Source organism: Paraburkholderia terricola (assembly GCF_900142195.1).
In the GTDB taxonomy this organism is placed as follows: Bacteria; Pseudomonadota; Gammaproteobacteria; order Burkholderiales; family Burkholderiaceae; genus Paraburkholderia; species Paraburkholderia terricola.
This window is the reverse complement of the sequence record NZ_FRAB01000004.1, coordinates 107,291-120,798: the sequence shown is the minus strand read 5'-3', so window position 1 is coordinate 120,798 and position 13,508 is coordinate 107,291. Positions and strand designations below refer to the sequence as shown.

The following is a 13,508-nucleotide window of genomic DNA, read 5'->3' as shown; positions in this document are numbered from 1 at the left end:
CAGCTCACGTTGCGCGGGGCATCGATACCCGCATCGATCCCCGCATCGATCCCATCATCGATCAGCGCCTTCACGGCGATCACACCGGCACCGGCGGCTCTTCGTGAAGCACGCCGTCGCGCAGGCGCATGATGCGGTCGCAACGTCCGGCCAATTCAGGATCATGCGTGACGATCACGAAACTGGTGTCGAGCGTTTGCGACAGTTCGAGCATCAGGTTGAACACGATGTCGGCGGTGCTGCCGTCGAGATTGCCGGTCGGCTCATCCGCCAGCACGCACGCGGGCTTCGTGACCAGCGCGCGCGCGATCGCCACCCGCTGGCGCTCGCCGCCCGACAGCTCGCCCGGACGATGCTTCGCGCGATGCCCCATGCCGACGCGCTCCAGCACCGTGAGCGCTTCGCGGCGCGACGCCTCGGTGGTCATGCGGCGAATCCGCAGCGGCATCGCGACGTTGTCGAGCGCGGAAAACTCCGGCAGCAGATGGTGGAACTGATACACGAAGCCGAGCGCGCGATTGCGCAGGTCGTTGCGTTCGCGCTCGGAGAGCCGGGTGAACGGCTTGCCCATCACCGAGACGTGGCCGGCGCTCGGATCGTCGAGGCCGCCGAGCACATGCAGCAGCGTGCTCTTGCCCGAACCCGACGCGCCGACGATCGCGAGTTTCTCGCCGCGCCGCACGCTCAGTTCGGCGTTGTTGAGCACCTGCACGTTCAGCCCGCCCTGCACGAACGACTTGGAAATGCCGGTTGCTTCCAGCACGTAGGGATGCGGCGCGCTTTCCTGAGAGGTCATGGGTAACGTAGCGGAACGGTCATTCATAGCGCAGCGCCTCCGCGGGACGGACTTTCGCACCGCGCCAGCTCGGGTAAAGCGTCGCCAGCGCCGACATCGCGAAGGCGATGATGCCGATGCGCGCGACGTCGGCCGGAATCAGCTCGGACGGCAGTTCGCTGATGAAATACACCGACGGCGGCAGGAACTGCACGCCGATCAGATGCTCGATCATCGGCACCAGCCACGGAATGCTCCACGCGATCAGGCAGCCGAGCGCGACGCCGGTTGCCGTGCCGACGAAGCCGATCGTCACGCCCTGCACCACGAAGATCTTCATGATCGAACCTGGCTGCGCGCCGAGCGTGCGCAGAATCGCGATGTCGGCCTGCTTGTTGGTCACCGTCATCACCAGCGACGACACGAGGTTGAACGCCGCCACCGCGATGATCAGCGTGAGGATGATGAACATCATGCGTTTTTCGATCTGCACCGCCGAGAACCAGGTCTTGTTCTGCTGGGTCCAGTCGCGGATGTACAGGTCGCCGGACAGACTGCGCGCGAGTTGATGCGCGACTTCCGGCGCGCGCTGCATGTCGGTCAGGCGCAGCCGCACGCCGGTCGGCGCGGGCAGGCGGAACAGCGCCTGCGCGTCCTTGATGTTGATCAGCGCGAGCGTGCTGTCGTATTCGTAATGCCCCGACTCGAAGATGCCCACCACCGTGAACTGCTTCAGGCGCGGCAGCATGCCGGCCGGCGTGATCGTGCCTTCGGGCGCGACCAGCGTGATCTTGTCGTTGACCTGCACGCCGAGATTGGTGGCGAGGTCCGCGCCCAGCACGATGCCGAAGTCGCCCGGCACGAGGTCGGTCAGCTTGCCGCCCTTCATCTCGCGGCCGATGTCGGACACCTGCGGCTCGAGCGTGGGTTCGACGCCGCGCAGCGCCACGCCGCTCACGGCGTCCTGGCGCGTGAGCAGCGCCTGCGCCTCGACATAAGGCGCCGCGCCGATCACTTCCTTGTTCTGGCGAGCTTCCTGGGCGGTCAATTGCCAGTTGGGCATCGAGCCGGTCGGCGAAAAGATCTCGACGTGCGCGAGCACCGACAGCATGCGGTCACGCACCTCTTTCTGGAAACCGTTCATCACGGACAACACGACGATCAGCGCCGCGACGCCAAGCGCGATGCCCGACATCGAAACGAGCGCGATGAAGGAAATGAAGCCGTTGCCGGTCGTGCGTTTGCCGGCGCGGGTGTAGCGCCAGCCAATCTGCCATTCGTAGGGAAATTTCAAGCGAATCCTTTTCTGCGTTCTTCGGCTGCTCTTGAGCGTTTTGCTGCGCGATGACGGCGGCCAGCCGCGATATGACGACGGTCATGCTTGCGGCATGAGCGCCGTGATCATTGGTGTCGCGGCACCCGCGATGGTTCCGGTATGACGTTCCGGCGTCCGGGCAAAGCTCGCGCCTCCGACGCCCGCCCACCGACGCCGCACCGCCGCCAATCAAGCGCGAAGTTTGCCATACAATGCCGCCGATTCGCGCAAACGGCTTGCGAGCGGGACGCTCGCCGGCGGCGGCCCCCCGCCGCCCCCCCGCGACGCCGCCGCGCACGCTAACTCAGGTTGTAGCGCCCCCTCAGATCATTGATGAGCGCGGCCGCCTGATTCGCCGCCGCGTCGCGCAGCTCGGCGTCCTTGCGGTCGCGATGCAGGTGAGTGATGTCCCAGTTGCAGCCGGTTTCGTCCTCGACGGTCTCGTGAAAGCCGGTCGGAATCCAACCGGCCGTGGCCGGATTGGCATCGAGCGCCTTGACGACGAGTGCGAGCAGTTCCTGCTCGGTTTTCAGTTCACGCGACATGCCGGTCTCCTGCGTCATGTGCGCGGTGCCGCCGCGCGCGGCTTGCTGGTATCGGCGCGGCCCTCGCATGGCGCCGGAAAGTGTCGATACGGTCCGCGGCATGGTTCGTGTCGGGTCCGCGTTTGGTCTGAATAGTCGCACTCTTTGCCCTACAATGCGCAGCATCATGCACGCCGACCGCCTTCATCTCCTCCTGCCCTTCGCGCTGCCCGCCGCCGCGGACGCCTCCACCGCCTTACATGACATCCAGAGCCCGGCCCTCGACCGGCTGATTGCGCGCGCCACGCTGGTCGAACGGGTGATCGGCGAGGACTTTCAGCGCACGCTGCCGCATGAACGGTGGGTGGCGCGCCAGTTCGGCGCACTGCCGAGCGGCGCGGCCGCCGCCGACGAGGCGCCGCTTGCGCCCTACATGCTGCGCGCCGACGGCGGCGAGCCCGGCAACGCGACGTGGGCGTGCGTACAACCGGTGCATGTGCGGATCGCGCATGACCATCTGGTGCTGATCGATCCCGCCTCGCTGGAGTTGTCCGATGAAGAAGCCGGCGCGCTGCTCGCGGTCGCCCGGCCGCTGATCGAGGAACTCGGCGTGCGCATCGAGGCGCCCAAACCCACGCGCTGGTATTTGTCCGGCGAAGGCTTCGGCACGCTGGCGGGCGCGTCGCCGTTGCGCGCGAGCGGCCGCAACATCGAAATCTGGCTGCCGCACGAGGCGCATTCCGGCGAGCGCTCGCGCGCGTGGATGAAGCTGCAAAACGAAGTGCAGATGGCGTGGTTCGAGCATCCGGTCAATGAAGCGCGCGAGGCGCGCGGCCTGCCGGCCGTCAACTCGATCTGGTTTCATGCGCAAGGCGCGGCGCAACCGGTGCGCAGTCCGTTCGCGCGGGTGTTCTCCGACGCGGCCGCGACACGCGGTCTCGCGATGACCGCCGGTGTGCAGACCGACGCGCCGCCGGCTTCGTTCGGCGCGCTGTCCGCCGCCGTCAACGGCACGTTGGGGAGCACGAGCCATGCCGCGAGCAACGCCGAACCCACCACGCTGGTCGAACTCGATCCGTTCTCCGCGCCGTACATCCAGCAGGACTGGGCGCGCTGGAACGACGCCTTCGCCGCGTTGCAAAGCGACTGGTTCGAACCGGCGCTCGACGCGCTGCAATCCGGCCGGCTCGGCGAACTCGGCCTGACCTTGTGCGGCGACACCGGCTCGGTGACGCTCTCGGTCACGCGCGGCGACCTGCGCAAATTCTGGCGGCGGCGCGTGCTCGCCTCGCTTTTCATCGAATGATTGATCGCCTGATCCACGGCCTTTCCGAATGACTCGAATCGTTACGCGCGCCTCGTCTCCCGTCGACGCCGAAATTCTCATCCGTCACGGCCTGCATCCGGTGCTCGCGCGCCTGTACGCCGCGCGCGGCGTGTGCATGCCGGACGAAATCGAAACCGGTCTCGCGCGCCTCGTGGCGCCCGCCGGACTCAAGGGCTGCGAGGACGCCGCCGCGCTGCTCGCCGACGCGATCGAGGGCAAGCGCCGCATGCTGGTGGTCGCCGACTACGACTGCGACGGCGCCACCGCGTGCGCGGTCGCGGTGCGCGGCCTGCGCATGTTCGGCGGCCGGATCGACTATCTGGTGCCGAACCGCTTCGAATACGGTTACGGCCTCACGCCCGAGATCGTCGCGCTGGCCGCGAGGAACGCGTCCGGCAAGCCGGATCTGCTGATCACGGTCGACAACGGCATCGCCAGCGTCGACGGCGTGGAGGCGGCCAACGCGCTCGGCATCGATGTGCTCGTCACCGATCACCATCTGCCCGGCGACGAACTGCCCGCGGCCCGCGCGATCGTCAATCCCAATCAGCCGGGCTGCACGTTTCCGAGCAAGTGCATCGCGGGCGTCGGCGTGATGTTTTACGTGCTGCTGGCGTTGCGCGCCGAATTGCGCCGCCGCGGCGCGTTCAACGACCTGCATCCCGAGCCGCGTCTGGACGGCCTGCTCGATCTGGTCGCGCTCGGCACGGTCGCGGACGTCGTCAAGCTCGACGGCAATAACCGCGTGCTGGTCGCGCAAGGCTTGCAGCGCATCCGCAAAGGCAAGATGCAGCCGGGCATCGCCGCCCTCTTTCGCGCCGCCGCGCGCGACGCGCGCAGCGCGTCGGGTTTCGATCTGGGCTTTGCGCTCGGCCCGCGGCTGAATGCGGCCGGCCGTCTGTCCGACATGTCGCTCGGCATCGAATGCCTGACCACCGACGACATCGGCCGCGCATGGGACCTCGCGCAGCAACTGGACGCGATGAACCGCGAACGCCGCGAGATCGAAGCCGGCATGCAGCAGCAGGCGCTCGACGATCTTTCCACGATCGACCCCGACGGCGCGACCACCATCACGCTGTTCAATCCGGCGTGGCACCAGGGCGTGATCGGCATCGTCGCCGGGCGCCTGAAGGAAAAATTCCACCGCCCCTCGTTCACGTTCGCGCTCGCCGACGACAGCGGCCAGCTCGTCAAGGGCTCGGGCCGTTCGATCGCGGGCTTTCATCTGCGCGACGCGCTCGATCTGATCTCGAAGCGCGAGCCCGGCCTGATCGTCAAGTTCGGCGGCCACGCGATGGCCGCGGGCCTGACGCTCGCCGCCGCCGACGTGCCGCGTTTCACCGCCGCGTTCGAGGCGGTCGGCCGCGAATGGCTCTCCGAGGAGGCGCTGTCGCGCACCATCGAGACCGACGGCGAACTCGAGGACGCCTACTTCACGCCGCAATTCGTCGAAATGCTCGACGCCGCCGTGTGGGGCCAGGGCTTCCCGGCGCCGGTGTTTTCCGGCGAATTCGACATCGCGTCCCAGGCGCTGGTGAAGGACAAGCATCTGAAGCTGCAACTCGTGCGCGGCCGCCAGCGCTTCAACGCGATCTGGTTCAACCACACCGACACGCTGCCCGCGCGCACCACCGTCGCCTATCGCCTCGCGAGCGACACATGGAACGGCGTGTCGCGGGTGCAATTGATCGTCGAGCACGCGGCAAGCTAGTCGCGCGGCGCTCGACCGGCATGCGCGGCGGCGCCAAAACCACTGCAAAATCAACCCGGAACGCGCGCCGGATCGCGCGCGAGCGCCCGGCGCGGCGCGCCGATCGGCTATAATTTCCCCTTTTTACGAAGCCACAAAAGATCGACATGGAAGCGGAACGTCTCAACGCGATCGAAGCCTCTCTGGCGGACCTGCGCACGCGCGCGGCCGACCTACGGGGGTATCTTTGACTACGACGACAAGTCTCGTCGCCTGATCGAAGTCAACCGGGAACTCGAAGACCCGGACGTCTGGAACGACTCGAAGCACGCCCAGGCCCTTGGCCGGGAAAAGAAACTGCTCGACGACGTGGTCGGCAAACTCACCTCGCTCGACAACGACCTGCGCGACGCCCAGGACCTGTTCGACATGGCCCGCGAGGAAGGCGACGATGAAACCCTGATCGCCTGCGAAACGGACGCGCAAGGGCTCGAACAGCGCGTCGCCGACATGGAATTCCGCCGGATGTTCGCGAATCCGGCCGACCCGAACAACGCCTTCCTCGACATTCAGGCCGGCGCCGGCGGCACCGAAGCGTGCGACTGGGCGTCGATGCTGCTGCGCCAGTACCTGCGCTACTGCGAGCGCAAGGGCTTCAAGACCGAAGTGCTGGAACAGACCGAGGGCGACGTCGCGGGCATCAAGAACGCGACCATCAAGATCGAAGGCGAATACGCGTATGGCTTTCTGCGCACCGAAACCGGCGTGCACCGCCTCGTGCGCAAGTCGCCGTTCGATTCGTCGGGCGGGCGTCATACGTCGTTCTCGTCCGTGTTCGTGTACCCGGAAGTCGACGATTCGATCGAAGTCGACATCAATCCGGCCGATCTGCGCATCGACACCTACCGCGCGTCCGGCGCGGGCGGTCAGCACATCAACAAGACCGACTCCGCGGTGCGTATCACGCACATGCCGTCGGGCATCGTCGTGCAGTGCCAGAACGACCGTTCGCAGCACCGCAACCGCGCCGAAGCCATGGCCATGCTGAAATCGCGCCTGTACGAAGCGGAAATCCGCAAGCGTCAGGCCGAGCAGGACAAGCTCGAAGCCGGCAAGACCGATGTGGGCTGGGGTCATCAGATCCGCTCGTACGTGCTGGACAACAGCCGTATCAAGGATCTGCGCACCAACGTCGAAATCAGCAATACCAAGAGCGTGCTCGACGGCGACCTCGATCCGTTCATCAGCGCCAGCCTGAAACAGGGCGTCTAAAGCGCAACCGGCGCGGCATGCATCGCATTGCCGCGCCGCATCTTTTTAACGCCTGTTCGTCGACGTACTCGCAGGCCACCCGCGCGAGATTCATCCGATGCGGGCCACCGAATACCAGATCATCATGACCGAATCGACCCAGCGTAATGTGGCGCAGCCTAATGCGGCCCAACCGAACGTCGTGCCCGAGTTGGACGACAACAAGATCATCGCCGAGCGCCGCGAAAAGCTGCGCGAACTGCGCGAGCACGGCGTCGCCTATCCGAACGACTTCCGTCCCACGCATCACGCGGACGATCTGCAATCGCAGTACGAGCACGCGGACAAGGAAGCGCTCGAGGCCAACCCGCTCGAAGTCGCGATCGCCGGCCGCATGATGCTCAAGCGCGTGATGGGCAAGGCGAGCTTCGCCACCGTGCGCGACGGTTCGGGTCAGATCCAGTTCTTCATCACGCCGGCCGACGTCGGCCAGGAAACGTACGACGCCTTCAAGAAGTGGGACATGGGCGACATCGTCGCGGCGCGCGGCGTGCTGTTCCGCACCAACAAGGGCGAGCTCTCGGTGCGTTGCACGAACCTGCGTCTGCTGTCGAAGTCGCTGCGTCCGCTGCCGGACAAATTCCACGGTCTGTCGGATCAGGAGATGAAGTACCGCCAGCGCTACGTCGACCTGATCGTCACGCCGGAAACGCGCAAGACGTTCGTCGCACGCACCAAGGCGATCTCGTCGATCCGCAAGTTCATGGCCGACGCGGATTTCATGGAAGTCGAAACGCCGATGCTGCACCCGATTCCGGGCGGCGCGGCGGCCAAGCCGTTCACCACGCACCACAACGCGCTCGACATGCAGATGTTCCTGCGCATCGCGCCCGAACTGTATCTGAAGCGGCTGGTGGTCGGCGGCTTCGAGCGCGTGTTCGAGATCAACCGGAATTTCCGCAACGAGGGCGTCTCGGTGCGCCACAATCCGGAATTCACGATGATCGAGTTCTACGCGGCGTACACCGATTACACGTGGGTGATGGACTTCACCGAGCAGTTGATCCGCCAGGCGGCGATCGACGCATTGGGCACCGCCACGATCACCTATCAGGGCCGCGAGCTCGATCTCGCCAAGCCGTTCCACCGGCTGACGATCACGCAGGCGATCCAGAAGTACGCGCCGCAATACACGAACGAGCAACTCGCCGATAGCGCATTCCTGCGTACCGAGTTGAAGAAGTTCGGCGTGGACGCGTCGCAGCCGCAGTTCCTCAATGCCGGCGTGGGTTCGCTGCAACTGGCGCTGTTCGAGGAAACCGCCGAGTCGCAATTGTGGGAGCCGACGTACATCATCGACTACCCGGTCGAGGTGTCGCCCCTCGCGCGCGCGTCGGACAAGGTGCCCGGCATCACCGAGCGTTTCGAGCTGTTCATCACGGGCCGTGAGATCGCCAATGGCTTCTCGGAACTGAACGATCCGGAAGACCAGGCCGCCCGCTTCAAGAAGCAGGTCGACCAGAAAGAGGCCGGCGACGAAGAAGCGATGTTCTACGACGCCGACTACATCCGCGCACTCGAATACGGCATGCCGCCGGCCGGCGGTTGCGGCATCGGCATCGACCGCCTGGTGATGATGCTGACCGACAGCCCGAGCATCCGCGACGTGATTCTGTTTCCGCATCTGCGCCGCGAGGATTGATCGTTGCGCGGCCTTGCATCAAGTGCAACGCCCGGCTCGATTGAACTGACGCCGGGCGTTTTTCTTGCGGCGCGCAAAAAGCCGGTAGGCCGCCGTTGATGGTTGTAACCATCGGTAAAAGGCCCGCCCCGACGACCACGCCGTGTTCTCAGCAACTGTTGCGAGCCTTGAAGGAATCCGCACACCCTGCCGCGCAGCGCGAGCTTCGATGCAGTCAGTCCGGGATGATTGCCTCCAACATGTTACAAATTGAAACCCTCGCGGGATCGATTTGCCCCGACACTCAGTCTCAATAACAGTCGACTCTGCTTAAGACGGAGGCCAGTATGGACAGTCCAGATTCCAAATCCACGCAACCACGCCGTATCCATCCGCTCGTCGCGACAGCCGCGGGCGCGGTCATCATTGCCAGTCTCGTGGCGACAGCGGCCATGACAGGGCTCTTTCCCAAAGCCTCGAGCAACGGCGCGCAAACCGACCAGACGCAAACCGCCCAGGTGGCGACGCAGCCGAACGTAATCGACTCTGCCGCACCGGCGAATCCATCGGCGCAGCAGTCAGCGCAACAGTCAGCGCAACAAGGCGCGCCGCAGAACGCTCAGCAAGCCGCTCAACAACAGGCTGAACAGCAGCCGCAACGCGCCCCTGCTCCGGCGCCCGCCCAGCAACAGTACGCGCAGCAGCAACAAGCGCAGGCGGCGCCGCAATATGCGCAACAGCAGCAGCAGCCGCGCTCGGCTTACTGCTCCACGTGCGGCACGGTGGTCGCTATTTCGGCGGTGCGTCAGGAAGGCCACGGCACCGGTATCGGCGCGGTCGGCGGCGCGGTGGCCGGCGGCGTGGTCGGCAATCAGTTCGGCAGCGGCAACGGCCGTACCGCGATGACCTTGCTCGGCGCGCTGGGCGGCGGTCTCGCGGGCAACTCGGTCGAAAAGCACATCCGCAGCACGACTTCCTATTCGGTGCGAGTGCGGATGGAAAACGGCAAGACGCGCTACTTTACGTACCATGAAGCCCCGCCGTTCCAGCAAGGTCAGCGTGTGCGCGTTGAAAACGGCACGCTCGTGGCGGGCTGAGCGTTGGCGGCAGCCTGTGGGGCTGCGATATTGCGGCAGGCAGGCTTTAAAAAAGGCGATTCCGATGATGGAATCGCCTTTTTCCTTGCCGCGGCCGCCGCTCCAGTCATCGCGCGACGGCGGCGAAAACTCAGTAATCCGCGTCTTCAATCCATGCAGCCTGAATCGCTTCGAGGATCTTCTCGTTCGACCGGTTGGGATCGTCGTCGAACCCCTCCAGTTCGGTGACCCAGCGGTGCAAGTCGGTGAAGCGCACCTGCTGCGGGTCGATGTCCTGGTGCTTGTCAGTCAGGGCCATCGCGATGTCTTGCGTATCGGTCCACTTCATGGCTGCATCCTCCTGTTAGTGGTTTTCCTTCGCGTGATTGATCGAGTAGCGCGGGATTTCGACAACCAGATCCTGCTCTTCAGGCACGATCGCCTGGCACGACAGACGCGAGGCCGGCTCGAGCCCCCACGCCTTGTCCAACAGATCGTCCTCGTCTTCCTCGGACGGCGTCAAGGCGGCGAAACCCTCACGCACGATCACGTGACAGGTCGTGCACGCGCACGACTTCTCGCAAGCATGCTCGATTTCGATGCCGTTATCGAGCAGGTTGTCGCAGATGCTCTTGCCGGGCACGGCATCGATCACCGCGCCTTCCGGGCACAGTTCGACGTGAGGCAGCACAACGATTTGAGGCATACATTTTCCGTTTGGGTCTGAGGCACGGTCGGCGCAACAGCCTACGTACCATTTTACTGGCGGCACGCGGACTTTTTAAGTCCGCGCGGCGCGCTTCGGTTTGGGTTAGCGGGCTTCGCGGCCCGCGTGCCGCCGGCGCGACTCAGATCTCGTCGAGCTTGCGGCCGGCGAGCGCGCGGCGAATGCCCTTGTTCATGCGGCGCGCGGCGAATTCGTCAGTGCCCTCGGCGAGCGTTTTCGTCGCGGCTTCGATCGCGTCGACGTCGTCGCTTTGCTCGACGTTGCGCAGCGCGTTCAACAGCGCGTCGAGTTCGGCGCGTTCGCTGTCGTCGAGCAATTCGGCGTCGGCGGCGAGCGCCGCGTCGGTCGCTTCCACGAGACGCCGCGCTTCGACCTGCGCCTCGCGCAGCGCGCGGGCGCGCATGTCGACTTCGGCGGTCGAGAAACTGTCTTCGAGCATTCTGGCGATGTCGTCGTCGGCGAGACCGTAGGACGGCTTCACCACCACCGACGCTTCCACGCCCGAGGCCAGCTCGCGTGCGAACACGGACAGCAGACCGTCGGCGTCGACCTGATACGTGACGCGGATGCGCGCCGCGCCGGCCGCCATCGGCGGAATGCCGCGCAGCTCGAAACGCGCGAGCGAGCGGCAATCGCTGACGAGCTCGCGCTCGCCTTGCACGACGTGGATCGCCATCGCCGTCTGGCCGTCCTTGAAGGTCGTGAAATCCTGCGCGCGCGCGACCGGAATGGTCGAATTGCGCGGGATGATCTTCTCGGTCAGACCGCCCATCGTCTCCACGCCGAGCGACAGCGGGATCACGTCGAGCAGCAGCCAGTCGTCGCCGTCCGCGCCGCGGTTGCCCGCGAGCAGATCGGCCTGGATCGCCGCGCCGAGCGCGACGACCTGATCCGGGTCGAGATTGATGAGCGGCGGCTGGCCGAAAAACGACTCGACCGCGCGGCGGATCACCGGCATGCGCGTCGCGCCGCCGACCAGCACGACGCCCTTGATGTCCTTCGTCGTGACCCTGGCGTCGCGCAGCGCTTTCTTCGTGGGCCCGAGCGTGCGCTGCACCAGCGCCTGCGTGATGGCCTCGAAAGTGGCTTCCTCGATCGTCAGATCGATCCGGGCGCCGTTCGAGAGCGTCGCCTGTAGCTTTGCACTCGGCGCGTCCGACAACGCCTCCTTGGTCACGCGCACGCTGTCGAGCAGCAGGCGAACGTCTTCAGGCGCGAGCGTTTGCGGGGCAATGCCCGCCTGCTCCAGCACATGGCGATACAACATGTGATCGAAATCGTCGCCGCCGAGCGCGGAATCGCCGCCCGCCGCGAGCACTTCGAACACGCCCTTCGTGAGCTTCAGAATCGACAGGTCGAAGGTGCCGCCGCCGAGGTCGTACACCGCGTACAGGCCTTCGGAGCCGTTGTCGAGGCCGTAGGCGATCGCGGCCGCCGTCGGCTCGTTCAGCAGACGCAGCACGTTCAGGCCCGCGAGGCGAGCGGCGTCCTTGGTCGCCTGGCGCTGCGCCTCATCGAAGTAAGCGGGCACCGTGATGACCGCGCCGACCAGTTCGTCGCCGAGCGTGTCCTCGGCGCGCTGGCGCAGCGTGGCGAGAATTTCCGCCGACACTTCCACCGGGCTTTTCACGCCGTCGACGGTACGGATCTGCACCATGCCTGGGGCATCGATGAAATCGTAGGGCGCGTTCTCGGCGCCCTCGACTTCCGCCTTGCCCCGGCCCATGAAGCGCTTGACCGACACGATCGTGTTGCGCGGGTCGGTGGCCGCTTCAGCCTTGGCCGCCCGGCCGATGCGGCGACCGCCCTTTTCGAGGTAACGCACCACCGACGGCAGCAGCACATGGCCGTCGTCGTCGGGCAGCACGTCGGGCACGCCGCTGCGCACGGCGGCGACGAGGGAATTGGTGGTGCCGAGGTCGATACCGACCGCCAGGCGCCGCTGATGAGGCGCCGGCGCCATGCCGGGTTCGGAGATTTGCAGTAAGGCCATCTGGATCTTCTCGGGGCCGCTTCGCCCCGTCCTGAATTTTCGCGTTGCTGGATATAAAGCTATGGCTGTTCCGGCTGCGTTCTGGCGCGGCGTTGGCTCGCGCCCGGATCGCTAGTGTTCGAGCCGCTCGATCTGCGCGTCGATTTCCGACGCTACCCGCTCGATGAACATCAACTGCCGCACCGCCTCGCCCGCCGCCTGATTCGCGCCGCTGTCGAGCAATGCGCCGAGCTTGGTGAAACGCATGCGCTCTTCGTCGCGCAGTTCGGTCAGCAGGGCGTCGAGCGCGTCGACGTTTTTCGCCGCGGCCGCGTCCTCGATGCCTTCGCGCCACTCCATCTGCTGCATCAGGAACGACGGCTCCATCGCCGTATTGTTCTCCGCGCCGACGTCGATGCCGCGCAGATGCAGCAGGTAAGTAGCGCGCTTGAGCGGATCGCGCAGCGTCTGATACGCCTCGTTGGTGCGCGTCGCCCACTGCATGGCGATGCGCTTTTGCGCGTCGCCGGCCGCCGCGAAGCGGTCGGGATGCACCTGGGCCTGCACGGTGCGGTAGGCGTGATCGAGCGTCGTTGCGTCGAGCGCGAATTGCGCCGGCAGACCGAACAGGTCGAAGTGGCTGTCGTTCAGCGAGGCCATCGGATAGAAGAGGTCCGTTCAGGAAAGCGCACAAGAGTGCCGTCTAAAAACGCGGATGAAACTAAAAAGGCGGCCCGCGCCGCCTTTTGTCCGCCGCACGCGGAAGTGTTCCGGTTTATACCCGGAACGACTCGCCGCAACCGCATTCGTCCTTCACGTTCGGATTGTTGAACTTGAAGCCCTCGTTCAATCCTTCGCGCGCGAAGTCGAGTTCAGTGCCGTCGATATAGGCGAGGCTCTTGGGGTCGACAATGATCTTCACGCCGTTGCATTCGAACACCTGGTCTTCGGGCGCGAGTTCGTCCACGTACTCAAGCTTGTAGGCGAGGCCGGAGCACCCGGTGGTACGCACGCCGAGGCGCAGCCCGACGCCTTTACCGCGGCGGATCAGATACTTCTGGACGTGCTGTGCTGCCTTTTCGGTCAACGTAATTGCCATTGCGTTTCTCATTGCGCAGTGTGCGGGCAGTCCGCGTTTCGTCACTCGGGCTTATCGCCGCGGTAATT

General features: G+C 65.5%; 13 protein-coding genes. 5 read left to right on the top strand and 8 right to left on the bottom strand.

Annotated elements, in window-relative coordinates; genetic code table 11:
- Nucleotides 1–79: 79 nt before the first annotated feature.
- The 3 genes from lolD to BUE39_RS05095 form a co-directional block, all read right to left on the bottom strand.
- Complete coding sequence (lolD, locus tag BUE39_RS05105) at nucleotides 80–823, bottom strand: lipoprotein-releasing ABC transporter ATP-binding protein LolD (protein WP_073427566.1); 744 nt, start codon at nucleotides 821–823, stop codon at nucleotides 80–82.
- The gene (locus BUE39_RS05100) at nucleotides 816–2,069 is read right to left on the bottom strand and encodes a lipoprotein-releasing ABC transporter permease subunit (RefSeq protein ID WP_073427565.1); all 1,254 of its coding nucleotides are present in this window, start codon (nucleotides 2,067–2,069) and stop codon (nucleotides 816–818) included. Before BUE39_RS05100 ends, lolD begins: the two co-directional genes overlap by 8 nt.
- A 320-nt stretch (nucleotides 2,070–2,389) precedes the next feature.
- Entirely contained in the window at nucleotides 2,390–2,737 is a 348-nt protein-coding gene (locus BUE39_RS05095) for a hypothetical protein (RefSeq protein ID WP_073427564.1), read from the bottom strand.
- Between the two features lie 52 nt (nucleotides 2,738–2,789).
- Here BUE39_RS05095 and BUE39_RS05090 point away from each other — a divergent pair, with 52 nt between their 5' ends.
- The 5 genes from BUE39_RS05090 to BUE39_RS05070 all read left to right on the top strand — a co-directional run bounded on the left by BUE39_RS05090 (nucleotide 2,790) and on the right by BUE39_RS05070 (nucleotide 9,663).
- Nucleotides 2,790–3,920, top strand: coding sequence for a regulator (locus BUE39_RS05090; protein WP_073427563.1), 1,131 nt, complete (start codon nucleotides 2,790–2,792; stop codon nucleotides 3,918–3,920).
- Nucleotides 3,921–3,948: 28 nt separating this feature from the next.
- On the top strand, nucleotides 3,949–5,655 hold the full coding sequence (gene recJ / locus BUE39_RS05085) for a single-stranded-DNA-specific exonuclease RecJ (protein ID WP_073427562.1): 1,707 nt from the start codon (nucleotides 3,949–3,951) through the stop codon (nucleotides 5,653–5,655).
- 146 nt (nucleotides 5,656–5,801) lie between these two features.
- Nucleotides 5,802–6,906, top strand: a protein-coding gene (gene prfB / locus BUE39_RS05080) for a peptide chain release factor 2 (protein ID WP_114162214.1) whose coding sequence is annotated in 2 segments (ribosomal slippage) — nucleotides 5,802–5,882 and nucleotides 5,884–6,906 — 1,104 coding nt in all. Because the reading frame shifts where the segments join, the coding sequence is not laid out codon by codon here.
- 124 nt (nucleotides 6,907–7,030) lie between these two features.
- Nucleotides 7,031–8,587 carry a lysine--tRNA ligase gene (gene lysS, locus BUE39_RS05075; RefSeq protein WP_235004813.1) on the top strand — a complete coding sequence of 519 codons (1,557 nt, stop codon included), beginning with the start codon at nucleotides 7,031–7,033 and terminating at the stop codon, nucleotides 8,585–8,587.
- 326 nt (nucleotides 8,588–8,913) lie between these two features.
- The gene (locus tag BUE39_RS05070) at nucleotides 8,914–9,663 is read left to right on the top strand and encodes a glycine zipper 2TM domain-containing protein (protein ID WP_073427561.1); all 750 of its coding nucleotides are present in this window, start codon (nucleotides 8,914–8,916) and stop codon (nucleotides 9,661–9,663) included.
- Nucleotides 9,664–9,793: 130 nt separating this feature from the next.
- On the opposite strand, the gene iscX is transcribed toward BUE39_RS05070, so the two are convergent.
- From iscX to iscA, 5 genes are all read right to left on the bottom strand, one after another.
- Nucleotides 9,794–9,991, bottom strand: coding sequence for a Fe-S cluster assembly protein IscX (iscX, locus tag BUE39_RS05065; protein ID WP_007181290.1), 198 nt, complete (start codon nucleotides 9,989–9,991; stop codon nucleotides 9,794–9,796).
- A gap of 15 nt (nucleotides 9,992–10,006) precedes the next feature.
- The gene (fdx, locus tag BUE39_RS05060) at nucleotides 10,007–10,348 is read right to left on the bottom strand and encodes an ISC system 2Fe-2S type ferredoxin (RefSeq protein ID WP_073427560.1); all 342 of its coding nucleotides are present in this window, start codon (nucleotides 10,346–10,348) and stop codon (nucleotides 10,007–10,009) included.
- A 142-nt stretch (nucleotides 10,349–10,490) separates the two neighbouring features.
- Nucleotides 10,491–12,362 carry a Fe-S protein assembly chaperone HscA gene (hscA, locus tag BUE39_RS05055; RefSeq protein WP_073427559.1) on the bottom strand — a complete coding sequence of 624 codons (1,872 nt, stop codon included), beginning with the start codon at nucleotides 12,360–12,362 and terminating at the stop codon, nucleotides 10,491–10,493.
- A gap of 111 nt (nucleotides 12,363–12,473) precedes the next feature.
- Entirely contained in the window at nucleotides 12,474–13,001 is a 528-nt protein-coding gene (gene hscB, locus BUE39_RS05050) for a Fe-S protein assembly co-chaperone HscB (RefSeq protein ID WP_073427558.1), read from the bottom strand.
- 115 nt (nucleotides 13,002–13,116) lie between these two features.
- Nucleotides 13,117–13,440: an iron-sulfur cluster assembly protein IscA gene (iscA, locus tag BUE39_RS05045; RefSeq protein WP_073427557.1), complete on the bottom strand. Its 324-nt coding sequence runs from the start codon at nucleotides 13,438–13,440 to the stop codon at nucleotides 13,117–13,119.
- Nucleotides 13,441–13,508 lie beyond the last annotated feature (68 nt).

Bases quoted from the DNA above. Each gene is read 5' to 3' on its own strand.
- iscX (WP_007181290.1), bottom strand. From the start codon at position 9,991: ATGAAGTGGACCGATACGCAAGACATCGCGATGGCCCTGACTGACAAG.
- iscA (WP_073427557.1), bottom strand. From the start codon at position 13,440: ATGGCAATTACGTTGACCGAAAAGGCAGCACAGCACGTCCAGAAGTAT.
- BUE39_RS05090 (WP_073427563.1), top strand. From the start codon at position 2,790: ATGCGCAGCATCATGCACGCCGACCGCCTTCATCTCCTCCTGCCCTTC.
- hscA (WP_073427559.1), bottom strand. From the start codon at position 12,362: ATGGCCTTACTGCAAATCTCCGAACCCGGCATGGCGCCGGCGCCTCAT.
- hscB (WP_073427558.1), bottom strand. From the start codon at position 13,001: ATGGCCTCGCTGAACGACAGCCACTTCGACCTGTTCGGTCTGCCGGCG.
- BUE39_RS05070 (WP_073427561.1), top strand. From the start codon at position 8,914: ATGGACAGTCCAGATTCCAAATCCACGCAACCACGCCGTATCCATCCG.
- recJ (WP_073427562.1), top strand. From the start codon at position 3,949: ATGACTCGAATCGTTACGCGCGCCTCGTCTCCCGTCGACGCCGAAATT.
- lysS (WP_235004813.1), top strand. From the start codon at position 7,031: ATGACCGAATCGACCCAGCGTAATGTGGCGCAGCCTAATGCGGCCCAA.
- lolD (WP_073427566.1), bottom strand. From the start codon at position 823: ATGAATGACCGTTCCGCTACGTTACCCATGACCTCTCAGGAAAGCGCG.
- fdx (WP_073427560.1), bottom strand. From the start codon at position 10,348: ATGCCTCAAATCGTTGTGCTGCCTCACGTCGAACTGTGCCCGGAAGGC.
- BUE39_RS05095 (WP_073427564.1), bottom strand. From the start codon at position 2,737: ATGCCGCGGACCGTATCGACACTTTCCGGCGCCATGCGAGGGCCGCGC.